Below are 23,827 nucleotides of genomic sequence, written 5' to 3'. Positions count from 1 at the left end.
TCATAACAGGTTCATGAGGAAGTAAACCAGCGGTATGTTCTTTTCCAGAATAAACTACACTGCAATCAGTCTGAAAAATTTACTTACATATTGATGCAATACTTTAAAAAGAGTCTTGCTTTTTCCATGTATAAGATTATCAAGGGGGCAAAAAAAATGTTTGATCAATCTAATTATGAATGCCGTGTAGAATGGGGAAAAAGGGGGGCAAGAGAAGCAGCTAAGCGCGGGGATATTACAATTATTGTTGATGTTCTTAGTTTTTCTTCGACTGTTGTTTCAGCAGTATTTCAAAACGCAATCGTCTATCCATATCCACCAAATTTAGATGGAAAAGCTTATGCTAAAAAGATAGGAGCGGAGTATATATTAGGAAGAAATGAAGCGGCCGTTTTAGGGAAGGCAACACTTTCACCGGTCTCATTTAATGAACGTCATGCCAATAATAAATATGTTTTATGTTCGCTAAATGGGGCATTTTGTTCATGGATTGCTTCAAAGGTGCCAGCGTTATTGATTGGTTCTTTATTAAATGCGTCTTCGGTAGCGAGATTTGCTAACCGTCTAAAAAACGAAAAAAGTGTTAATATTACAGTCATTCCGTGTGGTGAGGTTTGGAATGATTTACATGAAAATGAGGATGCACTACGACCTTCTATTGAAGATTATTTAGGAGCAGGAGCAATATTAGCAGAGTTAGAAGGAACAAAATCACCTGAAGCGGAAGTCTGTATTGGTGCATTTCTTCACTCGAAACATAAAATAAAAGAATTGATTTGGGAATGTGGAAGTGGAAGAGAGCTGAGAATGAAGGGCTTTGAAGATGATGTTATGCATTGTAGCCAATTAAATCATTTTAACGTAGTACCGGTTTTACACAATGATTGCTTCGTTAATAGCCTTGAAATGGAATAAGGATGAAACTAAATTCATCCTCATCTTTTTTACCGCTCAAAAATAGCGTATGAACTAACATTTTTTAATAAAATTTTAGGTTTACTACCATCTAGATTGGCGATCCATACGTTACCGACAACATCTAATTCCCCTTTTCTTGTCCACATTATTTTATTAGTGGTCTTAGAGTAGACTGGGTTATAATCCCCCTTTCCAACTGGTGGATTAGTTATTTTCAGTTGTTTATGAGTAGAAAGATTGATCACGTTTAATGACGGTTTTGGGCGTTTCTTTTCATCATTTGACCACTCACTTTCTTTTACTCTTAATACTACAATTGATGTGTCATCACACCATGTAAATCCTAATTCAGCATAGTGTGGTGGTGTTAAATTTGTAGATGTAAATGCTGGCATTTCAGTAATATTCATCTTTTTATTTTTGTATCCGAAAACTAATCTTCCTCCACCTGCAATGTATCCTAATATATTTTTATTTTGGGCCCATTTTGGATTATCTAAATGTAAAATAATTTCATCTTGAACTTCAAAAACCTTTCCATCTGAAGAAATGATACATAGCACGTCGCTATCCATAGACCAAGAAGCTGTTGGATTAACGATAAAAGAGATCCATTTTTGATCAGGTGAAAATTGAAATGTTGACGCATTTATAGACGGAATGGAGGTATTTCCTTTTGTTAATGTTTTCGGAACAACAAAAAATTGTTTTACATTGTTTGTTACACTAGTAATATTTTTTAAATCATTTGGTAAGTTGATTTTATATAAAACTGGATTTGTCCAACCGTCTGGATTTAGCGCTGCTGCTGATGAAGCTATAAAACCTTTACCGTTTGGAGTCCAATTATAATCATCCACACCTAGTGCAATATTGTAAAAATTATTAAAATCAGAAACATTTAATACACCGCTATCTAAAAAAGCAAAAATATTTTTAGTAGGAGACCATTTTGGATTCTCACCATCTGAAATGATTCTTTGTTCTTTTTTTGTTTTCATATTATAAATCCATATTTCTGACCGAGTAGGATAAGATGCGGTAGGACCAGTAGGTATTTCTTTTTGGTACATTAAATAATTTCCATCAAATGACCATTTTGGTTGATTCGTATAAACCCCTTTTGCTTTTGTTATTTTTTCCTCTTTATTATTTATTTTTATCCATACGAATCCATCGCGAACAAACGCAATTTTTAATGGGTTAGCACTTGTAGTATCGGCGTAACTAAAGTTCGGAAAAATCAAGCAAACAACGATCAAGAAAATAAGTAGTAATTTGCGATTCATAAATTCACCCCGTTTTACTAAATTTGCTTTATTTTTCCCAAGAAATTATCTAAATATCAAAAGGTGAATGTTCAACAGCCTAAAACATTAATGCTCGAGTAGATAAGGTATAAAAAGTAAAAAAAGAGGTGGCTTTTCATGGAGAAATGGATTGGAGCAGCTGGAATTTGTATCAATCTTAAAGGGCAAATCTTAATGGTTCTTCAAGGGAGGCCAGATGAAAAAAAGCGTTGGACTGTTCCATCAGGCGGTTTAGAAAAAAATGAATCGATTGAAGAGTGTTGTAAAAGAGAGGTACTCGAAGAAACAGGATATGAAGTTGAAGTAATTAAGCAATTGCTTATAAAAGAAGGTATCTCATATGGCTTTCAAGTAGAAGTACATTATTTTGAGGTTGAAATTATTGGTGGTGATGCCAAAATTCAGGATCCGGATCAACTAATATATGAAATTGCTTGGAAATCAGTTGATGAAATTTTTGAATTAGAACTTAGTTTTCCTGAGGATCGAAACTTATTAATCGACTTGATTAACAAAAAAGTTAATAAGCAATAAAAAAGCCGTTTGATAAAAATATCAACGGCATGTTTTTGATTAGTTTAATATTCTTCTACAGTTGCGATATACGGTAGGTTTCGATATTGCTGTGCATAATCAATTCCATAACCTACGATAAATTCATCTGGAATGACAAAACCTACATAATCAACTGGTAAATCGATTTTTCTTCTTTCGGGTTTATCTAATAAAGTACAAATCTTAATTGATTTTGGCTTGTGCATTTGAAGATGGTCACGTAAAAAGTGCAATGTTAAACCACTATCAATGATATCTTCAATTACAACAACGTTTTTATCAGTAATATTTTCATCTAAATCTTTTAATAGTCTTACTTTTCCAGTTGATTCCGTTTGGTTACTATAGCTGGAAACAGAAATAAAGTCTACGTTAATATTACTCTTCATTTCACGAACTAGATCAGCTGCAAATACAAATGATCCCTTTAAAACAACTACAAGGATTAGTGGTTCGTTATTAAAGTCTTGTTCAATTTGTTCTGCAAGTTCTTTTACCCTATTTTTTAAATCAGTTTCAGAAATTAAAGTGTCTTTAATTCGATAAGCCATGTATATTACCCTCTTTACTAATTATTAACTACTTTTTTACTTTGTTAGGTGAGCATTCATCATTATCTCCATTTTAACAATATTTACTAATTTGTAGTATTTAAAAGTTAGTTTAATGAACATTCATCAATTTGGTAATAATAACCACATAACATAAATGGAGGTATCCAATGATGAATGAAAAGATTGATTATAATGGCTTGCCGAAGCACTCAAAGCCAATATGGAGAAGTGGACTAAATATTCCTACTTTTGAACCATATAATGATGACGCAGAGTTTGATGCCGTAATCGTTGGTGCCGGAATAACGGGTATTTCAACCGCTTATTTTTTAACGCAAGCGGGTATGAAGGTGGCTTTACTTGAAGCGAATAAAATTATAAATGGAACAACTGGTCATACAACAGCAAAAGTAACGGCACAGCATGATTTAATATACGACGAGCTAATTCAACATTTTGGGTTGGAAAAAACAAAAATCTTTTATCATTCTACTAAAAATGCGATGGACTTTATTAGGAAATATACGAATGATAACCAAATAGATTGTAATTATGAGGTCCAAGATGCAACAATTTATACGACTTCAGATGATTATGTAAGAAATTTAGAAAATGAATTGAAAGCCTATCAAAAGATAGGAATTGACTCATTTGGAGCAGTAAAAACATTATTACCTTTTGATACAAAATATTCAATTACAATGAGGGATCAGGCTCAGTTTCACCCACTAAAATATTTGATTCATTTATTAAAAGCTTCCATTGAAAACGGATTAAAGGTTTATGAAGAAACTGTAGTCATTGATGTTGAAACAGGCAATAGTCCAGTTGTAGTCACTCAAAGTGGTAGAAAAATTAAATGTAAGCATGTTGTTAGTGCATCCCATTTTCCTTTCTACGATGGTAATCAATTGTTTTTTACGAAATTACATGCTGATCGTTCATATGCCCTAGCTGCAAAAGTAAAAACAGCATATCCAGGGGGCATGTACATAAGTGCGGAAAATCCAAAAAGGTCTCTAAGATCATTTAAATATAATAATGAAGAATTAGTACTAATAGGTGGGGAAAGTCATAAAACTGGTATAGAAACTCGTACAATGAGTTTTTATGAAAATTTAAAGCTATTTGGTGAAGAAACTTTCGGAATTGAAGATGTAAAATTTAGATGGTCTGCCCAAGATTTAATCACTTTAGATAAAATGCCTTATATCGGCAGACTATCATCAAAACATCATAATATTTACGTTGCAACAGGTTTCCGTAAATGGGGCATGACAAGTGGGACTGTCTCTGCCCAGTTAATTAGTAATTTAATTTTAGAAAAAGAAGAAGTTGATGCTGATGTGTTCACTCCTTCGAGATTTCAAGCAGATCCTAGTATCAAACATTTCTTAATGCAAAACCTAGATGTAGCAAAACATTTAATTGAAGGAAAATTAGAACCCGTTTCTAGAAAAATAGAAGAGTTATACAATGATGAGGGCTCAGTAGTAACACTAGATGGGAAAAGAGTTGGAGCATATAAAGATGTAAATGGGAAAGTTCATTGTGTAGACACAACATGTACTCATTTAGGTTGTGAGGTCGAATGGAATAATGGTGAAAAATCATGGGATTGTCCTTGCCACGGTTCAAGATTTTCAATTTATGGTGACGTTTTAGAAGGGCCAGCCGATCAACCTTTAAAACAAGTATTTGTTCAATAGCTTTAATCTTTAAGATGATGAGGGATTTCTCAGGTGAGTGAGAGATCCCTTTGCATTGTTTCGTATTCATCCCATGCAGTTTTAACCCAATAAAAAATTCAAACTTTTAAATTTCTAAAGCCAATCTATTCAAAAATGTCTTAGCAATTTGTGATGAAAACTTTCCATCGTGTCGAACCCAAACATAATGAATAGGTAAATAATTAGGCAATTTAATTTCAATCGGAACAAGGCCTTTATTTTTTAAAAATGAAAAGTCTAAACCGATTGTTATGCCTAAACCGCTCACTACCGCATTTTCAATAGCGAGCGTATTATTCGTTGTAAATAAAATATTTGTCTTTCCAAATATAGAAATATATTCTTCTACGAAATTTTTGATAATTGGATTGTCATAAAGAATTAGCGTTTCTTGTTGCAGTTTTTCAGGAGAGAGCGATTTTAAAGAAGATAAGGGAGAACTTGAGCTAACTCCAACAACCATTTTACCTTCTAGTAATCTTTCGTATAGTAATCCACTGTTTTTAGGAATGATCTCCTCGGACACAATTAAGCCTATATCAATTTTGTGGGACTGTAAATTTTCGATAATTTCATTAGGGCCCCTTTCAAAAATTTCTATTTTTACATTCGGAAAGTCTTGTTTAAAACGAGATACAGTATTAACAAGTAGGTGAGTTGGGCCAGGTATCGTTGCAATTCTAAGTTCACCAGATAAAGTATTTTTAAAATCATTTGCTTCTTCTTTTAACTCATTTACTTTCATTAAAATTTCAGTTGCTTTTGCAATAATTACTTTTCCTTCTCTAGTAGGTATAGCACTTTGCCCCCTTGAGCGCGTGAAAAGTGATACACCTAATTCGTTTTCTAACATTGAGATTGATTGGCTAATTGCAGATAAAGTGATGTGTGATTTTTGGGCTGCCAAAGTTAATGATCCCGATTTTGAAACCTCTATAATATATTGTAATTGTTCAAGATTCATTTTTTTCTCCTAATTAAGTTTTAGTAAATTATTAGTAAGTATAACTAAATTTTATTTAATATGAAAGGTTGTTAAAATGAAGTTGTAATAAAGATCTATGCTTAAAAAATCATTTATTAGATCTTAAGGGGGAAAAATAATGAAAACAAAAAGAGTAGCAGTAATTACAGGTGGAGCTAGTGGGATTGGGAAAGAAACCGCTTTAAAGTTTGCAAGAAAAGGTGATCAAGTTGTAGTTGCAGACTTTAATGAAGAACTAGGAAAAGAAGTAGTTGATTTAATTAAAGCTGAAGGTGGAGAAGCATTATTCGTAAAAACGGATGTTTCTAAATTTGAGGATATTGAGAGTTTAGTTGAAAAAACAGTTGAAACATTTGGCCGTATCGATGTGATGTTTAATAATGCAGGGATTGGTGCGAATTCACCATTAATTGATATGAATTTAGAAGTTTATAACAAAACAATTGGCGTTAATCAACACGGAGTTGCATATGGCATTATGGCTGCTTCACGTAAAATGAAAGAGTTAGGGATAAAAGGTGTCATTATAAACACAGCATCTGTATTCGGATTTTTAGCATCACATGGTACTTTTGCTTATCATGCAACGAAGGGGGCTGTCATTATGATGACGAAATCAGCAGCTCTTGAATTAGCTGGATATGGTATACGAGTTGTTGCAGTTGCACCTGGAGCAGTTGATACGCCAATCATCCAAGGATATAAAGACAGAGGGATTATTGATATGATGAAAGCAAAAGTAATGGGCAATAAATTGACTCAACCAGAGCAAATTGCAGACACAGTTTACTTGCTTTCTTTAGAAGAAGCAAGTGCTATTAACGGTAGTGTCGTAATGGCAGACGAAGGGTATGCATCATTCAAATAAATAAAATTAAGGCTGTCTAACAATAAAATTAGGCAGCCTTTTAGTTAAATTTGCTTATATTCCATCACATAACAATCTCTATATTCGCCTTCATGTAACTCATGTTTCGGAAGTAATCGAACTTTTTTAAATCCACATTTTTCATAGCATCTAATGGCACGTGCATTCCATGTTTGTGGATCTACTACCACTTTCATTGCGTTTTGATTATTTACTAAGAAATTCACCATTGATGAGACAAGTAAACTTCCAATCCCACGATTCCAAAAATTAATTTCGCCAATAAATTGATCCATTCCGTAAATAACCTCACTTGTATTATCATAACCATATTCAATTTTGGATTCATCGTCTAGTTTATAAAATTGTAAGTAGCCTATTTCAATATTTTCATAAACTACAATACACATTTGAATAGAAGGATCTTTAGTAAAAAAAATACGTTTAACTTTTGCAGCGTTGAATGGATTATCACGGCCTTCATAATATTGTAAAACTTTTGGGTTCGAAAGCCATTTTGCAAGAAGGGGAATATCACTTTCTTGTAATTGACTAATAGTAAGTTTATTTGATTGGAATATCATGTACAAACAAACCTCCTTACATGTTAAATGATTGTCATTAAATCATATCATCTTAGAGAAAATCTTGATAAGTTTAAAAGTCAGAATTTTTTTAAAAAATAAATAACTTAATGCTAAAATATAATTAATTATAAATTACATTAATCTGGTAGGAGGAGAAAAGCGGTGATTAAAAGTATATATGAAACTCATTTAGAAGTGAGAAATTTAGAAGAATCCATTAGGTTTTACGAAAAACTAGGTATTAAGCTTGCTCACAAAATTGAGAAAAGAAGAGTAGCTTTCTTTTTTATTGGTGAGGACAAACAAATGCTCGGAATATGGGAAGTAGAGAAAGGAAAGGAATTTCACAAAGGTCACTTCGCTTTTGGGGTAAGTCTACATGAACTAGAGAATAGTATTGAATGGTTAAAAGAGAGAGGTATTCAACCAACTGAAAACTTTTTTGGACTAGATCCAATTGAACCTGTTGTACATACTTGGATGCCAGCAGCAAGTGTATATTTCCAGGATCCTGATGGAAATAGTTTAGAATTTATTACGCTGCTTGATGGTGAATCTGTAAAAACAAGTGAAGTTCTCTATTTAAGTGAATGGAAAGAAAAATATTCAAAATAACTCTATTGATATTTTTTTCTTTAAATGGTGTGAAATCAATCTATACACCTGCCAGATAATAAGTGTAAATAAAAATCACTTAATTTGCTCGTTTTTTATTTTTACAATTGGTATTTAAACATAATTTGTCGAATATAGTTATTCCGAAAGCAAAATAATATTTTATCAAATTTACCGTCAAAGCTTCTATTTCATTCAGTCATTCATTAATTTTCAAATGAAAAGAGGGGGAAATTTGAGAAAGGTTCGAGTTAAACCAAGTAAAGGGCAGTCTTTTTTAGGTTTTTTGATTGGGGTAGTTTTTATTGTCCTCGGTTTTACCATTGTAATACCAAAAGCTGGATTGTTCGGATTGATATGGACCGGAGTTGCTCTAATGATTACGATTATTAATGGATATAACGTGTTTAGTGATCGTGGTATATCAAATGATAAAGTTAATGTTGAAGAGTATATCATGAGTGAGAAATTGGACTTTGAAGTGAAACTTCGTAAATTAAATAAATTAAAAAATGACGGGGTAATCACTGATATTGAATTTCAGAAACAAAAGGAAAAAATTTTTAACCGGGATATGTAGAGCAAATTATAAGCGGTTGATCATCTGAAAGAAGGAAAAGAGATGGTAATAAAATTACTACTAGAAGTTATGCTACCTCTATTTTTTTATGTTTTATTAGGTTATTTCTTTAATCGATTTTTTAAACTTAACTTGCGTACTTTAACAACCCTCTTAGTTTATTTATTTCTTCCAGTAGCAGTATTTATGAAAATATATGATAGTCCGTTATCTGGTAAAGTTGCAGGGATTGTTTTATTTTACTTAGTTATTCAATTTGTCCTCATGTCCATAATTTCGACATTAATATGTAGATGGAGAGGAATTGAAAAATCTATGCAAGGTAACTTTACTAATAGCATCGCATTAAATAATTCAGGAAATCTTGGATTACCAGTAAATGCGTTAGTATTTAAAAATGATCCTTTTGCATTGAGTATTGGCGTTTTAATCGTTTTGTTTCAAAATATCATGACATTTACTGTTGGGGTATATAATGCAGAGGCTTCAGTTAAAATGAAAGAAGCAATTATAAAAATGCTTAAGCTACCAATCATATATAGTGTAGCAATTGGCTTTATCCTGCAACTCTCTCATGTGAAATTAAATCATGAAGTGGTTACCATTTTAAATCCGATTACTGAATCATTCGCCCCATTTGCGCTACTTACACTTGGAGCTCAATTAGCTGAATCGGGGAAAGAAATTAGCTGGAACAATTTAGCGATTAGTAACTTCTTAAGATTAATTGGTGGTCCGATTATTGCATTTGCTCTCATAAAAATTTTCGGTTTTGAAGGCGTAGTTGCAAAAGCCCTCTTTATAGGTAGTGCTTTTCCAAGTTCAAGAAACAGTGCATTACTATCATTCAAAGGTCCGTACGCAAGTTTTGCAGCACAAACGGTTATTACTTCAACGATATTAAGTAGTCTAACTTTACCAATTGTAATCCAACTTGCTAATACGTTTTATTAATGTGTTTAAAAATTCATTCCAATTGCTAGAAGCACCTCGGTTTTCCTTAAATTAAAAATAAATGTTTGATTCAAAAATAATATTTACACTGCATCAATAAATTAATTTAGGGGTGATGAATAGAATGAAAAGATTATTATTTATTGGACTCATAATTTTAAGCATATTCTGTTTTACAAGCTGTCAGTCAAGTGACTACGGTAAAAAAGATGATCAGTCATCACATGTTGATACGGGAAAAACACCAGATAAAGGTAATCAAAATCCGCCTAAAAAGGATGAAACAAAGCCACCCGTTAAAGTTTTTACACCAGTTGAAAACGATGCATTTAAAGTAACTTCAGTCGCAAATGACTCAACTAGCGAAAATGTATTAATTGTTGAAGGGAAAGCTCGTGTTTTTGAAGCAACATTTTTATATCGAATAGAAGATGGTCATAATGTGTTAGCGGAAGGTCATACAATAGCTGACATGGGAGCTCCTGAATGGGGGAACTTTAAATTAGTCATTCATTACGATCAACCAACTAGTCCAAATGGAGTGCTTACACTATATGTAGCAAGTGCAAAAGACGGCCAATCAGAAAATATACTAAACATTCCGATTCAGTTTCCTAATTATAAATAAGTAAGGAAGATGAGGTAGTGAGAATCAAATTGCTTTTTAGTATGAAAATGACTTTAGCAAATGCTAAAGTCATTTTTTTTGAATTAATAAAAAGCTTTTACCAAATATATTCTTAAATAAATTTTAATCGTTTTCAAGTGGAATTATTAGAAAATGTACACAATAGGTAGTATTATCAAGATAATTAAGTTAAAGTATTAAAAAATTCTAATAAAACTCTAATTGAATTTTAAAATATTCATAAAGCCATTTTCATCTTAAACAGATATCCTTATACAATACAAATAATAATTTTATAGATGTTATTATAAAAAAAAGAGGGATAAAATATATGAAAAAAATATTAATTATAGAAGATGAGAAAGAATTAGCAAATTTTATACGATTAGAATTAGAATATGAAGGAAATGAAGTTCATATTTCAAATGATGGTAGAGACGGATTAAACCAAGCGATTGACCAAGAATTTGACTTAATCTTGCTTGATTTGATGCTTCCTAATTTAAGCGGAATTGAAGTTTGTAGACGAATTAGAGCGCATAAAGACACACCAATTATTATGATTACAGCAAGAGATAGTGTTTTTGATCGAATTTCTGGATTAGATAGTGGTGCAGATGATTATATCTCAAAACCATTTGTTATTGAAGAACTTTTAGCTCATATGCGAGCAATTTTTAGACGAATCGACCGTTCAACAAATTTACACTGCTTAAAATTCAAAGATTTGTCTCTAGATTCTGCAGCTCGAGTTGTGAAAAAAGATGAAACGATCATCGATTTAACTAAAAAAGAATTCGATTTATTGTATTTATTAATGAGTAATGTAAATCGTGTATTAACTAGAGAAATATTATTAGAAACTGTATGGGGCTATGGCTCTACAATTGAAACAAACGTAGTAGATGTTTATATTAGCTACTTAAGAACAAAACTAGATGATAAGAATAATACCTATATTCATACTGTAAGGGGTACAGGGTATGTAATGAGGATGTAGAGGTGAATTTTACCTTGATGAATAAGCTTTCGATTAGATGGAAAATAACAATTACAATCGCTGTGCTTATGTTTGTCATATTTACAGTATGTAATCTTATTCAATCTGCTTTAATTCAAATGTCTGTAATGAAACAGCAACAACTTCGAATTGAAAAAAGATTAAATGAAGCGTCAGCTTATTTAGATGAAGAGTACAAAACAAAGAAAGTAAATGCTAACTCATTAGTAGAAAACAAAGTGTATTTTGAAAAAATTATACAAAATAATGAAATGATTCGATTATTAGATAAAGATGGAAAAGTAATTTTTACAGTTTCTAGAAAAATGCCTAAAATTCATATTAATAAAAATGACTTCGGAGAAATCCAAAAATATAGGTTGCACAATCAAGAAATATTAATTAATAGTAAGTCGTTACATTATAAGAATTTTGACGGTGTTATAGAAGTTGCGATGAATGTAGAAATCTTTTCGAAATTAATTAAAGAAGCTTTCATGATTTTTATTCTGGGAACAACGATTTCGTTAATTTTAAGTATATTAAGTGGTTATTTCTTATCTAAAAAAATATTAAATCCTATTAAAAATTTAAACCAAACAATGATTAAAATAAAAAATAATCAATTAAAAGAGCGAGTTTTTGTAGGAGAAACAAAAGATGAGCTGGCTGAACTCGGTCTACTCTTTAACGAAATGATGGACGAGTTAGAGACATCAATAACAAGGCAAAAGCGATTTGTTGAAGATGCTTCTCATGAATTAAGAACACCACTAGCAATCATTCATGGTCATTTATCACTCGTTAATCGCTGGGGGAAAAAAGACGAATCTGTTTTAGAAAACTCATTAAATACTTGTATTAATGAAACAAACAGAATGATTATCTTAACGAATGAACTGCTACAGTTGACGAAGCTTGAGAAATATAGTGAAAAACTCGAACAATATGCGCCAACCAATATTAATGAAGTATTAAACGAAATCATAAGCAATTATCAGCTATTACATGAAGATTTGGAAATTCGCTTCCATACTCCTAATCAAATTGTCGATAAAGCCAATATCGCAAGAGAACATTTAATGCAAATATTAATTATATTGTTTGATAATGCAGTTAAATATAGTAAAGAACACACCATTATCGACATAGCTACAGCACAAGTTGCAAACAAAATTGAAATTCAAGTGAAAGACAACGGAATTGGTATTAAAGAAGAAGATATCAATCATATATTTGACCGATTTTATCGAGCAGATAAAGCAAGAAGTAGAGCGAATGGCGGTAATGGTTTAGGTTTATCAATTGCAAAAAACCTAATTGAAAATTATAGTGGAAATCTACAAATTACAAGTGAAATTGATGAAGGCACAACTGCCATTATTACAATAAATACGATTTAAATAAGATGGTGTATTTAAAAGAAGTAAAACCACAAGATTGCTACAGGATCTTGTGGTTTTTTATTTAGTAATTAGTGAAAGCATTCTCTATTCTCATCAATATAATAGTGAAGCAAGGTATTTTATGATAAAGTTGAATTAAAAGAAAATTCTTTTAATTTGGAGGGAGTACAAAGATGAGCTTTGTTAGTATTGCGATAAATAATGCAATTATGATTGAAAGTCTACGTAGTGCTGGTGTAGAAAACATTCAGTTAATAAACGCAATGAAAGAAGAGAATTTCGAGTTTTTAAATCAATATGGTAAAGGTTTTCCTGATTGGCAAACATTAATAAATCTGTACAAAAACAGTGAAGAAAATTTTAATAAAATAGTTAATGATGGCTATCAAATAAAATTTCTAACAAAAGGATCCTTAATGACTTTATTAAGATATAAATTTGGAATTGAAGTTGAAAAAGATTATGAAGATATTGGAACTGCCATACAAGGAGTTTATTTATCTGAAGAAGCAATTGATTTAATTAAGCATACGCTTTCTGCAAATTGGAAATTAAGTACATATGTTGATGGAAAAGATGGGCTTAAAAAAGTGCGTATTGAATTAGTCAAAGGTAGTGAAGTTATTACAAAGTAAGTTTAGAAGAGGAACAATCTGTATTGTTCCTTCAGACTGCCCGAAAACGCTCGCTTTCTTCGTTGCTTCGCCTGTCTGCGGTGCTNNGCTCCTCACCAGGCTTCGCGCCTCGAAAGACAAGCGCTTGCAATCAGTCTGAAAATCAGATTTTTTGTACTTTGTCGACACACTGGTGGGGCAATTTATATTGTTTCTTTTTTTACTCACTGGAAACCGTTTAATGGAAATGACATTCACAACAAAAAAGAATAAGGGGTAAAACGATGTGCGTAAAAAAACTTTTTTGGGAAGATCCTTATCTTGCTAAAACTTCTGCAATTGTTACGGAAGTGGAGGGTAGTGAAGTTACTTTAAATCAAACTATTATTTATGCTTTTTCGGGTGGCCAACAATCAGACGCTGGGAGAATTGGAAATTATGAGGTGATTGAAGCTAGGAAGAACGGATTAGATATTATCTACACTTTACCTGAAATTCATGATCTTCAAAAAGGACAAGAAGTAGTGGTTGAAATCGATTGGGAGAAACGATATCGAATAATGAAGCTACATTTTGCGGCAGAAATCATCTTGGAGCTAATGTATCAAAACTATAATAATCCAGAAAAAATTGGAGCAAATATTACTAGTGATAAAGCTAGAATTGATTTTTATTGGGATGGAAAAATCTCTGATACATTCCCATTTTTAGAGAAAAAAGCAAAGGAGCTCATTGATGCGGATTTGGAAATAATTAGTGAGTTTGATGATTTAAAAAATCAGAGAAGATATTGGGAAATCAAAGGCTTTGGTAAAGTTTCGTGCGGTGGGACACATATTAAAAGAACAGGAGAAATTAAAGATATAAAGCTAAAACGAAACAATATAGGTGGCGGGAAAGAACGGATCGAAATTTATTTAATTTGATTATATTAATATATTATTTAGAAAGACGATTTAAAAGGTTGAGGTAATGACTTTTTGAATCGTCTTTTTTATGTAATTTTTTATTAAATCTAGAACTTTATCAAATTGACACAATTTTACGGTGGAAATATGTCGAAAAAAAGTAAAAAATAGACAATTCCTTACTAAATATGGATAAAAATGTCCCAATTGACTGAAAAATATAAAAAAATATAATTGAATTTAATGAATCAGAGAAATAGAAAGTGATATTCTGTATTCCTTTAGTTTGCAAATGTGTTTTAGTAGTGTTCTTAAAATAATCATATCAATAGAAAAGAGGGATTAAGTGAGGAAATCAAAAAATAAAAAATTAAGTAGAGTAGTAAAGGGCTCTGCGGTGGCAGCCATTTTTTTATCGATGTTATTCCCAGCTAACCAAAAAGATTATGCTTCTGCAACAATTGTAAATAGTAAAACGTCTGAAAAAATCTTAGCTTCGTTGACCAAAGAACAAAGAGATGCTTTAACGAAGCTAAAATCGTTGGAGAGTGATGGACTACAAGGTTTTGATAAAAAGGACTTAAAGAGTAGTACTGACATATCTGTTATTGTCGAATTCAAATCTAAGCCAGAAAAGATTGCTATTTTAGAGTCTGCATTAGAAGGGAAATCTTTAACTCCTACTGAGGCGAAGAGGAGAGTAAAACACGATCACACTGCTTTTGAAGAGGATTTAACAAAAATTTTACCAACTTCTAAGGAGAAAAATGGCGGAAATAAATATAATATTACTCGTTCATTTGATACTGTCTACAATGGGGTTTCTATGAAACTACCAGCAAATGAAGTTGAATTTCTATTAAAGTCTGATTCAGTTAAAGCTGTTTATAAAAGTGTAGAATTTACAATCGATCCACCATCTGAAAGGGGTAATCCAGAGAACCAAGATTCAATTAAGAGAATAGAGAGTTTACCATTTTTAGGTGTAGATAAGCTCCATAAAGAAGGGATTACAGGCAAAGGGGTAAAAGTCGGTGTAATCGATACAGGAGTTGATTATCATCACCCTGATTTGAAGGATGCATTTAAAGGTGGATACGACTTAGTAGATAATGATCCAGATCCGATGGAAACTACATATGACGATTGGAAAAAATCTGGTCGTCCTGAGTTTGATCAAAATCTATCAACTTACTATACAAATCATGGGACACATGTATCGGGAACGATTGCAGGAAGAGCAAAAAATACTGGTGGTGTAGCTGTTAAGGGAATTGCACCTGATGCTGACCTGTATGTCTACCGTGTTTTAGGTCCATATGGAACTGGTGATATGGACGATATTTTAGCTGGTATTGAAAAAGCTGTTGAAGATAAAATGGATGTGATTAACCTTTCTCTTGGAGCTAACATAAATGATCCGATGTATCCGACAAGCACAGCTGTAAATTACGCTGTACTAAATGGTGTGACAGCATCAGTATCGGCGGGAAATAGTGGGCCGAATTCTTATACGCTAGGTTCACCTGGGGCAGCTGCACTTGCATTAACGGTAGGGGCAAGTAGTGCACCTATTTCAGTAACTAAATATTCTGGTGTTCTTAATGGAATCGAAACACCATTTCAGTTAAGTACGCTCTATAATGATTTTGTTTCAGATTTAAAAGTATTTAATGATCAAACGATAGATGTAGTAGATTTAGGTGTCGGTAATGACTCAGATTACTTAAATAAGGACGTTACTGGAAAAGTTGTTTTTGTAAGTACTGGTGTTATTGGGACACAGTCAAAAACTGTTTATGCAAAAAATCACGGTGCAAGAGCAATCATTGCATATAGTAATATTCCAAATGCAGGTCCAACACAATTCGTAAAAGAAGATCAAAACTTTATTCCTGCATTTTCGATGAGTTATGAACAAGGTTTAGATTTTAAAGCACAATTAGCAGCGGGCCATACTAAACTGACTTTTAAAGATTTGAAAGAAGTTAACACTGATGCAGACAAACTTGCTAGCTTCAGTTCACGTGGACCATCCAGAAGTAATTACGACATAAAGCCAGAAATTACAGCACCTGGCGTAAGTGTATTATCAAGCGTGCCTGCTTACTCTATTTACAATAATGATCAAACTAATTATCAATACGCATATTCCCGTATGTCAGGTACTTCTATGGCAGCACCACATGTTACAGGGATTTCAGCTTTATTACTTCAAGCAAATCCAATGCTTGAACCTAGTGATATAAAAACGATATTAATGAATACAGCAAAGCCTTTAACAGACAACTATAGTGTATTTCATGTGGGCGCTGGTCGTGTCGATCCTTATCGAGCAATACATACTGGGATGAAAATACAAGTTCAAGATGAAACAGCCTTCCCATTAAATGGGGAGAATGTAAAAGTAAAAGAATTAACAGGTGGACTTAGCTTTGGTAATCACTATGCAAATGAGGATATTTTAGTAGAAAAGAAATTGAACTTTGCAAATTTAGAATCTAAACTGAAGAAATTTAATGTAGATGTTAACTTTCAAACAAATGTGAATGGTTCGCTAAATGCTAGCAAAAACGGTGTAAGTGTAAATATTCCTTCAGAAATTAAAGTACAATCGTTAGATGCTAAGAAAATACCTGTTTCTATTAATGTTCCAGCGAGCGCTAAAGCAGGTATTTACGAAGGATATATTATTGCGACAAATAAAGATGACAAGAATGAACAATATCGAATTCCATTTAGTGTCCGAACAACAGAGGAAGGGTTTAATTCAACAACATTATCTAATCAATCAATGTCACCTTCATTTTTACATGTGAAACGTAGCTTTAGTGCGTATCAATTTATAGACTTAATTTTTAATTTTAAATCACCGATGAAACGAATGGATATCGTTTTACAAGATGGAAAAACAGGAAATGATTTAGGTGTAATTGGAACGATCGATCTAAGTTCGGCATACGATGGGACAAATTATTTACTAAATACTTTCTTTAATGGTACATACCATGCTTATACTGGTGATACAACACAGCCAATTTCACCGATATTAAGTTATGTAAAACCTGGACCATATCGAATTAAACTAATTGGTACGAGCACTAGAGATAAAGTGTTCGTAAACTACAATGATTTATATATCGATAATAATATCCCTACTATGACAACATCATTTGATGGAAATGAGTCTCCTGTAATGGAATATCAACCTGGTCAGAAAACAATTCCTGTTCAAGTAAGTGTAACTGATCAAGAAGTTGCAAATATGAATGATTTTGGAATGAAAGTCGATCAATCAATAAACAAAGTAAATTATTCAGTTAATGGTAACTTCAATCCTGTACTACCTGTCGGGGTAGATGGGAAAATTGATTTAAGTGTACCAATAAACGAAACAAGCACATTCATGACCTATACTTTGAATGGATTAGATGGTGCGAATAACACGACACAAAAGAAAAGTTACTACTTTGTTAAAGTTGGTACACCTTATGGATATATAAAAACAGATAATGTAAATGTGAAAATGGGCGATTCAGTTAACGCTACGTTTGTTTTAAATAACGTACAAAACATGAAATCAGCAGAATGGACACTTAATAATATAGGTCAAAACTTCGATATTATTGAGGCAAAGGCAAATGAAGCACTAAAGGATTTTGGTGCATCAGTAACTGTTGAAACGACTGGAAATAATTCAAAAGTAAAACTAGCTTTAGATGAAACAAAATCGTTTAGTGGAAAAATTCCTGCGATTAATTTGAAATTAAAGGTGAAGAGTACAACGTTTGCGGTAAATGCTCTTGTAAATCCAACAATTGCTTATACGAATGATCAAGGTAATCAAATTACGCTTTCTTCAGCTGGAATGGAGTGGTTAATCCAACCAATATTCTCTGAAGTATTTGGAACAGTAGGTGCTGAAGCTTCAGGATACAATCGAAATTGGAATTGGACGACTTCTGGTGCTACAATTCGAGTGATTGATCTAAATGGCAAAGTATATGATGGCTCATCATCTCTTGTAAGTTATGGAGATTACAAAATTTCTAATCTACCTTTAACGACTAAACCGTTTATTTGGGAATTAAAAGTGCCGGGTCATTTTACAGTGAAACGTGAAATTCCTATCGGATTAGATAAGAATGGTACAATTTGGGGACAAACATTACAATATTTTAGCGACAAAGCAACTGCAGGAGACGTTAATGGAGATGACGTAATCGATGTCTATGATGCGTTATATATTCAAACATATTGGGAAACGAATAAACGAAGTGCGGATATTAATAATGATGGAATCGTCAACATAACAGATTTCCAATTCGTAGAAAAAAATTACTTAAAACAAAATCCATCAAACCAAAATGCGCCTATTCCGAAAACGAAATACAAAAAGCAAACAATAGATACAATTAAAGCACAAATAGGAATCTAGTGGGATAAGAAAAAATGGCTACCTTTCAAAAGATTGGTAGCCATTTCTATTAAAAAACCGACCTCTTAAAAATCAAAATTATCAGGGTCTGGACCTACACGTTTATTTGCATCAAGTGTAGCGATTTGTTGCATATCATTTGATGAAAGCTCGAAGTTGAATACTTCAAAGTTTTCTTGAATTCGTGAAGGTGTTATTGATTTAGGAATAACGATTACATTGCGTTGTAAGTGCCAACGGATGATGACTTGGGCAGTTGTTTTACCATACTGATCGGCAATCTCTTTTATAACAGGATTTGTTAAAGCCTCGCCACCTTGCATTAATGGGCTCCATGCTTCTAATGCAATGCCGTTTTTATGACAATATTCATGTAATTCGTTTTGTTGGAACATTGGGTGCAATTCGACTTGATCGACCATTGGTTTAATATTTCGATTAGCTGCAATATCCTCTAAGTGATGGATATGAAAATTTGAAACACCAATTGCTGGCACAAGTTTTTCGTCGTAAAGTCTTTCTAATGCTTTATATGTATCTAAATATTTCTCTTTTACTGGCCAGTGAATTAAATAAAGATCAACATAATCCAGGCCTAACTTTTTAAGACTTTCTTCGTAAGCTTTTAAGGTTGAATCATACCCTTGATCAGCATTCCAAACTTTTGTTGTAATAAAAAGTTCATCTCGGGCAACACCAGATTGACGAATTGCTTCACCTACTTGTTCTTCATTTTGATAGACAGCTGCAGTATCAATGTGACGATAACCTACTTCAATTGCTGTTTTGACTGCATCTACACCATCTTCTGGTGACACACGCCACACACCTAAACCTAATTGAGGCATTTTAACTCCATTATGTAATGCAATCGAATGTTCAAACTTCATTTTAATTCCCTCCTTATCAAAGACTATATTTAGTGTACAATATAAACACAAAAAATAAAAAAAATTTGAAAGATATTAATAATAAAGTATTTCGTTTAATTGTGTATTAACAATCAAAAAAAATAAAAAAAAACGGTATAAATGAACTCATAATTTTAGAATAATACTATAAATGAATGCAAAATGTTTGTAAATTTTGAGCTTTTCATTCAATATAAGTGTAGGGAAATGCTCTTTATTTTTTGTTTGGAGGGGAAATTATATGTTAGATCAGATTTTAGATTTTAATAAGAAGTTTGTGGAGAATAAGGAATATGAGCAATACATAGCTTCAAAGTTCCCGAATAAAGAGGTTGTAGTTGTTACTTGTATGGACACACGTCTTGTTGAACTTTTACCAAAGGCTCTTGATATAAGAAACGGTGACGTGAAAATGATTAAAACAGCTGGTGCTGTTATTGCGCATCCGTTTGGTTCTGTTATGAGAAGTATTCTAGTTTCAATCTATGAACTTGGAGCGAAAGAAGTATTAGTAATCGGTCACCATGAGTGTGGTATGGGTAATACAAATCCTACACGAATGAAAGAAAGTATGGTTGAACGAGGAATAAAAGAAGAAAACTTAGAAATTTTAGGTTTTTCAGGTTTAGATTTAGATAAATGGTTAACTGGATTTACAAATGTATACGATAGTGTTAACCATAGTGTATCAATTATAAAAAACCACCCACTTGTTCCAAAAGAGGTTGAAGTTCATGGTTTAGTAATTGACCCACATACTGGAAAATTAGAATTAGTTAATCGAGATGAAAAAACTGTCAAATAACGATTTTTTTAAAAAAAGTTATCCGTTTATGAAGGATAACTTTTTTTATGGTGTTGAAATGAACATTTATTGTCCCTCGACCAACTAGTTACGTTTACCAAGATTCAAACAAATCTCTACCATTTAATGGCTGAACAGGGCGGCTATTTGGATTGAAATAATTTTGATAAGTTTGGATTTGTTCTTCGGAAAATTGTATCGGTTTATTATAGATGATCCATTTAATTCCTTCAGTACATGGAGGTGTTGTAAAAGAGCCAGTGTACGAAAATTTTTTACTAGTATACGGAATAAAGGATTGCAAATTTAGTTTAACAACTTTCCCCACGAAATCGTCATCTATAGGATTTGTATGAAGGATTTTTTGAAATTCTTTATTTAATCTACCACTTTCAACAAGTACTCCGATCGTAATTATCGATTTTTGTTTACTTTCATTTATAAAATGAATCTCTAAATCACTCCGTTTTCCATTTATCGTATGTTCACTTGGAGTATGGAAATGAAATTGTTGTAATGTATAGTTTATTCCATTTAAATTAATTGAGTTGGAGTGATTAATTGGAATAAAATTTAGCGTGTATTGTGATTTTTCTATTTTAAAAAGATCATTATGATAGTTTATTCCTAAAGGTAGTGATTTTTTCTTTGTTTGATCAATATTAACTGGAGATTGTTGCTTACCATTTGAACATAGTGCATATTCTTTATTGATTGAACCCCAATAATTAGGTCCAGTTTTACCTGTGTAAGACCAGTCTTCATTTCTTGCAGCTGTAACCGCTGATTTATTTAGGTGAAACTCATGTATAATCTGGTTTTTTGAACAAGCTGAGAGTGTAAAACTAAATAGTATAACGAACAGAAAAAAATAGTTCATTCTATACTTTCCTTCCTTAATATGTATGATACGATACATTTTAGACAACGATGTTAAGGAACAAACCTTTTATAAAGGGGGAGAAGATGATGACATTAGAAGAAGTTATGAAATCATTAGAGGAAATGGGTACGGAACAAACAAAAAAAACATTTATGCGTCATGGTGCCAAGGAACCTTTTTTTGGGGTCAGAATTGGTGATATGAAAAAGCTTGTTAAATATGTAAAAAAAGATCAAGATTTAGCTTTGGCACTTTATAGTACTGGAAATTCAGATGCGATGTATTTAGCCGGTTTATCAATTAATCCAAAATTAATGACAAAAGAACAGCTTCAAAATTGGGCAAAAGAAGCTCAGTGGTTTATGATTGCTGAAAGCATTGTAAGTGCAGTTGCCGCAGAGAGCCAGTATGCAATCGAGTTAGCTAAAGAGTGGATGAATTCAGATGAAGAATTAATTGAAACTTGTGGATGGAGTACTTATAGTCATTATTTATCAATTGCACCAGATGAAGAGATTGATAAAGAAGAAGTTCGTAAATTACTTAATTATATTGAAATGAATATACATACTTCAAAAAATAGAGTTCGCTATACGATGAATGGGTTTGTAATTGCTGTAGGAAGTTTTGTCCCAAGTCTAACTGTTGAGGCCACGATGGTCGCTCAAAAAGTCGGAAAGGTCCAAGTAAACGTTGGCAATACAGCATGTAAAGTACCTCTTGCTACAGATTATATTGAAAAGGTTGAAGCAAAAGGTAAACTTGGCGTTAAGAAAAAAACATGTATTTGTTAATTTGATAGATCACCTATTTGTAATAGGTGACTTTTTTATTGAGAAAAAAAACATCTATTCAGTAAAAATCCTCGAGAATATAGGATTCTATTTAATTTTAGATGCAATTGATGATGAAAATAGTAAATTAACCAAATATTATCGTTAAGACTGGCATAAATATTAGAAACCATTCAATGATCTAAAAGGAGAATCAAATGGACGTTAATATCCAATTTAACGAATTTCACTATGTTTCTGCTATTATTATTACGCTAGTAAATTATATTACTCTTGGAATTTTACTATTTTGGATCTATCGGACAAATGAATTGAAACCAGAAGTATGGAAGGCTATTCTTGCAATGCTTATCGGTTTATTTGTTTTTAGTATAAATCTAAACTTTAATCAATACCGAATTGAAATACCAATTTTACCACTTGGGGCCTGGATTTTAATGTGGATTTGCAAACGTAATGATAACCAAGAACGTTGGGGAAAATATAGACGTTTTGTGTGGGCTGGTTTTTTGATTAGATTTTTCTTTTTATTTACAAGCTTGCTACAAATGTTAATTGATTCAGTATTTAGTTGATGGTGTTATGCGTTGTTTTCCACTCCAATAATGATTAAAATAAGATTAACGTGTATATATTGGAGGAAATGATGAAACGAAAAACAATTTATAATGTCCTTTCAGCTTTAACAATTTCCATGTTATTTACAGGATGTAGTCATCAACAAGCTGAAAAGAATACTACTACGAATAACCACGAAAATCATGCTGAACATATTCAAACAAGTGATATTAGAGAACAAACAATTAATAATGAAACTTTGCCGAAGTTTTTAGGTGAAAAAGAACAACAAATTCAACAAATATATATGGTGGCAGCACGACATGCTGATCTACTTAAAAATATTCCATGTTATTGTGGATGCGGTGAAAGTGTAGGTCATAAAAGTAATTTAGACTGCTTTATTCATGAGGAAAGAGAAGACGGTTCAATCGTGTGGGATAGTCATGCAACTACATGTGTGAACTGTATGGAGATTGCAGTTGAATCAGCGAAATTACAGCAAGAAGGAAAAACGCCGTTAGAAATTCGAAAATACATTGATAATAAATATAAAGATGGATATGCCAAGCCAACAAATACTCCGTTGCCAAAAGGACAGGGTGTATAGGTTAATCAGGGGATATCAAATAAAAAGTCAGACAGTTACTTAAGAATTTCTAGTAACTGTCTGACTTTTTTAGTCTTCGATCATTCTTAAATAATTTATGTATTACTAATTCTTTCTTAATTAAATTTTACAAATATTATTTTGACACATATGAACATTCACTCATATAATAGATGTATAGAAAACGTATGAATGATTGTTCATGTATTCATAGGAGGACATTTAATGATCGAAGAAAAAAAGAAGGTCGATGAAGTTTGTGATGAAGCTTGTCAACAAACAGTTATGCATGAGGATATAATTCTTTCTGTAAAGGAAAGTATGTTAAATATTGAAACACTGACAGGAGTAGCAGAACTTTTTAAAGTTCTTGGAGATAAAACTAGAACGAGAATATTGCATGCACTCAGTCAATCTGAGATGTGTGTATGTGATTTAGCTTATTTATTAGAAATGACTCAATCATCTATATCACATCAGTTACGTGTATTAAAACAAGCGCATTTAGTAAAAAATCGTAAAGAAGGTAAAGTAGTTTATTATTCGTTAGCAGATGACCATGTTACGCAAATTTTCAATCAAGCATTAGAACATATTTTAGAGGATTAAATTAAGT

24 protein-coding genes are annotated in these 23,827 nt (G+C 32.2%); 18 read left to right on the top strand and 6 right to left on the bottom strand.

Annotated elements, in window-relative coordinates:
* Positions 1 to 156: 156 nt before the first annotated feature.
* Complete coding sequence (locus tag CN925_RS08270) at positions 157 to 915, top strand: 2-phosphosulfolactate phosphatase (protein ID WP_098845780.1); 759 nt, start codon at positions 157 to 159, stop codon at positions 913 to 915.
* A 29-nt stretch (positions 916 to 944) separates the two neighbouring features.
* Here CN925_RS08270 and CN925_RS08265 read toward each other — a convergent pair whose 3' ends face one another.
* Complete coding sequence (locus tag CN925_RS08265) at positions 945 to 2,207, bottom strand: TolB-like translocation protein (RefSeq protein WP_098845779.1); 1,263 nt, start codon at positions 2,205 to 2,207, stop codon at positions 945 to 947.
* Positions 2,208 to 2,345: 138 nt separating this feature from the next.
* Between CN925_RS08265 and CN925_RS08260 the strand changes: the two genes are divergently transcribed.
* The gene (locus CN925_RS08260) at positions 2,346 to 2,762 is read left to right on the top strand and encodes an NUDIX hydrolase (RefSeq protein ID WP_098845778.1); all 417 of its coding nucleotides are present in this window, start codon (positions 2,346 to 2,348) and stop codon (positions 2,760 to 2,762) included.
* 44 nt (positions 2,763 to 2,806) lie between these two features.
* Here CN925_RS08260 and hpt read toward each other — a convergent pair whose 3' ends face one another.
* Positions 2,807 to 3,334, bottom strand: coding sequence for a hypoxanthine phosphoribosyltransferase (hpt, locus tag CN925_RS08255; RefSeq protein ID WP_098845777.1), 528 nt, complete (start codon positions 3,332 to 3,334; stop codon positions 2,807 to 2,809).
* Positions 3,335 to 3,507: 173 nt separating this feature from the next.
* Here hpt and CN925_RS08250 point away from each other — a divergent pair, with 173 nt between their 5' ends.
* On the top strand, positions 3,508 to 5,046 hold the full coding sequence (locus tag CN925_RS08250) for an FAD-dependent oxidoreductase (protein ID WP_098845785.1): 1,539 nt from the start codon (positions 3,508 to 3,510) through the stop codon (positions 5,044 to 5,046).
* 106 nt (positions 5,047 to 5,152) lie between these two features.
* On the opposite strand, the gene CN925_RS08245 is transcribed toward CN925_RS08250, so the two are convergent.
* Positions 5,153 to 6,031: a LysR family transcriptional regulator gene (locus tag CN925_RS08245; protein ID WP_098845776.1), complete on the bottom strand. Its 879-nt coding sequence runs from the start codon at positions 6,029 to 6,031 to the stop codon at positions 5,153 to 5,155.
* Positions 6,032 to 6,170: 139 nt separating this feature from the next.
* On the opposite strand from CN925_RS08245, the gene CN925_RS08240 reads away from it, so the two are divergent.
* Complete coding sequence (locus CN925_RS08240) at positions 6,171 to 6,920, top strand: SDR family NAD(P)-dependent oxidoreductase (RefSeq protein WP_098845775.1); 750 nt, start codon at positions 6,171 to 6,173, stop codon at positions 6,918 to 6,920.
* Positions 6,921 to 6,964: 44 nt separating this feature from the next.
* On the opposite strand, the gene CN925_RS08235 is transcribed toward CN925_RS08240, so the two are convergent.
* The gene (locus CN925_RS08235; protein ID WP_098845774.1) at positions 6,965 to 7,504 is read right to left on the bottom strand and encodes a GNAT family N-acetyltransferase; all 540 of its coding nucleotides are present in this window, start codon (positions 7,502 to 7,504) and stop codon (positions 6,965 to 6,967) included.
* Between the two features lie 165 nt (positions 7,505 to 7,669).
* Between CN925_RS08235 and CN925_RS08230 the strand changes: the two genes are divergently transcribed.
* The 9 genes from CN925_RS08230 (at position 7,670) to CN925_RS08190 (ending at position 18,650) form a co-directional block, all read left to right on the top strand.
* Positions 7,670 to 8,122: a VOC family protein gene (locus CN925_RS08230; RefSeq protein WP_098845773.1), complete on the top strand. Its 453-nt coding sequence runs from the start codon at positions 7,670 to 7,672 to the stop codon at positions 8,120 to 8,122.
* A gap of 235 nt (positions 8,123 to 8,357) precedes the next feature.
* Positions 8,358 to 8,702, top strand: coding sequence for an SHOCT domain-containing protein (locus CN925_RS08225; protein WP_098845772.1), 345 nt, complete (start codon positions 8,358 to 8,360; stop codon positions 8,700 to 8,702).
* Between the two features lie 42 nt (positions 8,703 to 8,744).
* The gene (locus CN925_RS08220; RefSeq protein ID WP_098845771.1) at positions 8,745 to 9,656 is read left to right on the top strand and encodes an AEC family transporter; all 912 of its coding nucleotides are present in this window, start codon (positions 8,745 to 8,747) and stop codon (positions 9,654 to 9,656) included.
* 124 nt (positions 9,657 to 9,780) lie between these two features.
* The gene (locus CN925_RS08215; RefSeq protein WP_180232898.1) at positions 9,781 to 10,284 is read left to right on the top strand and encodes a Gmad2 immunoglobulin-like domain-containing protein; all 504 of its coding nucleotides are present in this window, start codon (positions 9,781 to 9,783) and stop codon (positions 10,282 to 10,284) included.
* A gap of 331 nt (positions 10,285 to 10,615) precedes the next feature.
* Complete coding sequence (locus CN925_RS08210; RefSeq protein WP_098845769.1) at positions 10,616 to 11,284, top strand: response regulator transcription factor; 669 nt, start codon at positions 10,616 to 10,618, stop codon at positions 11,282 to 11,284.
* A 17-nt stretch (positions 11,285 to 11,301) separates the two neighbouring features.
* A complete protein-coding gene (locus CN925_RS08205; RefSeq protein ID WP_098845768.1) occupies positions 11,302 to 12,687 on the top strand; it encodes a HAMP domain-containing sensor histidine kinase in 1,386 nt (461 codons plus the stop codon).
* A gap of 176 nt (positions 12,688 to 12,863) precedes the next feature.
* Positions 12,864 to 13,325, top strand: coding sequence for a hypothetical protein (locus tag CN925_RS08200; protein ID WP_098845767.1), 462 nt, complete (start codon positions 12,864 to 12,866; stop codon positions 13,323 to 13,325).
* A gap of 263 nt (positions 13,326 to 13,588) precedes the next feature.
* A complete protein-coding gene (locus tag CN925_RS08195) occupies positions 13,589 to 14,230 on the top strand; it encodes an alanyl-tRNA editing protein (RefSeq protein ID WP_098845766.1) in 642 nt (213 codons plus the stop codon).
* Positions 14,231 to 14,558: 328 nt separating this feature from the next.
* Complete coding sequence (locus CN925_RS08190) at positions 14,559 to 18,650, top strand: S8 family serine peptidase (RefSeq protein WP_098845765.1); 4,092 nt, start codon at positions 14,559 to 14,561, stop codon at positions 18,648 to 18,650.
* Between the two features lie 65 nt (positions 18,651 to 18,715).
* On the opposite strand, the gene CN925_RS08185 is transcribed toward CN925_RS08190, so the two are convergent.
* Complete coding sequence (locus CN925_RS08185) at positions 18,716 to 19,540, bottom strand: aldo/keto reductase (protein WP_098845764.1); 825 nt, start codon at positions 19,538 to 19,540, stop codon at positions 18,716 to 18,718.
* Positions 19,541 to 19,802: 262 nt separating this feature from the next.
* Between CN925_RS08185 and CN925_RS08180 the strand changes: the two genes are divergently transcribed.
* The gene (locus CN925_RS08180) at positions 19,803 to 20,366 is read left to right on the top strand and encodes a beta-class carbonic anhydrase (RefSeq protein WP_098845763.1); all 564 of its coding nucleotides are present in this window, start codon (positions 19,803 to 19,805) and stop codon (positions 20,364 to 20,366) included.
* Between the two features lie 94 nt (positions 20,367 to 20,460).
* On the opposite strand, the gene CN925_RS08175 is transcribed toward CN925_RS08180, so the two are convergent.
* Positions 20,461 to 21,246, bottom strand: a complete 786-nt coding sequence (locus CN925_RS08175) for a carbonic anhydrase (protein WP_180232897.1) — start codon at positions 21,244 to 21,246, stop codon at positions 20,461 to 20,463.
* A gap of 89 nt (positions 21,247 to 21,335) precedes the next feature.
* Here CN925_RS08175 and CN925_RS08170 point away from each other — a divergent pair, with 89 nt between their 5' ends.
* From CN925_RS08170 to CN925_RS08155, 4 genes are all read left to right on the top strand, one after another.
* Positions 21,336 to 22,043 (top strand): DNA alkylation repair protein, encoded by a 708-nt coding sequence (locus tag CN925_RS08170; RefSeq protein ID WP_098845761.1) that lies wholly within the window; start codon positions 21,336 to 21,338, stop codon positions 22,041 to 22,043.
* Between the two features lie 197 nt (positions 22,044 to 22,240).
* Positions 22,241 to 22,618 (top strand): hypothetical protein, encoded by a 378-nt coding sequence (locus tag CN925_RS08165; RefSeq protein WP_098845760.1) that lies wholly within the window; start codon positions 22,241 to 22,243, stop codon positions 22,616 to 22,618.
* A 119-nt stretch (positions 22,619 to 22,737) separates the two neighbouring features.
* Positions 22,738 to 23,211: a PCYCGC motif-containing (lipo)protein gene (locus tag CN925_RS08160; RefSeq protein WP_483295178.1), complete on the top strand. Its 474-nt coding sequence runs from the start codon at positions 22,738 to 22,740 to the stop codon at positions 23,209 to 23,211.
* A 225-nt stretch (positions 23,212 to 23,436) separates the two neighbouring features.
* A complete protein-coding gene (locus tag CN925_RS08155) occupies positions 23,437 to 23,820 on the top strand; it encodes an ArsR/SmtB family transcription factor (protein WP_056471958.1) in 384 nt (127 codons plus the stop codon).
* The last annotated feature ends 7 nt before the right edge of the window (positions 23,821 to 23,827 follow it).

Origin of the sequence: Bacillus sp. AFS055030, from assembly GCF_002574545.1 — a bacterium.
GTDB lineage: Bacteria > Bacillota > Bacilli > Bacillales > Bacillaceae_G > Gottfriedia.
Note: the sequence above shows the minus strand (reverse complement) of the source record. Positions and strands in the feature narration are given on the sequence as shown.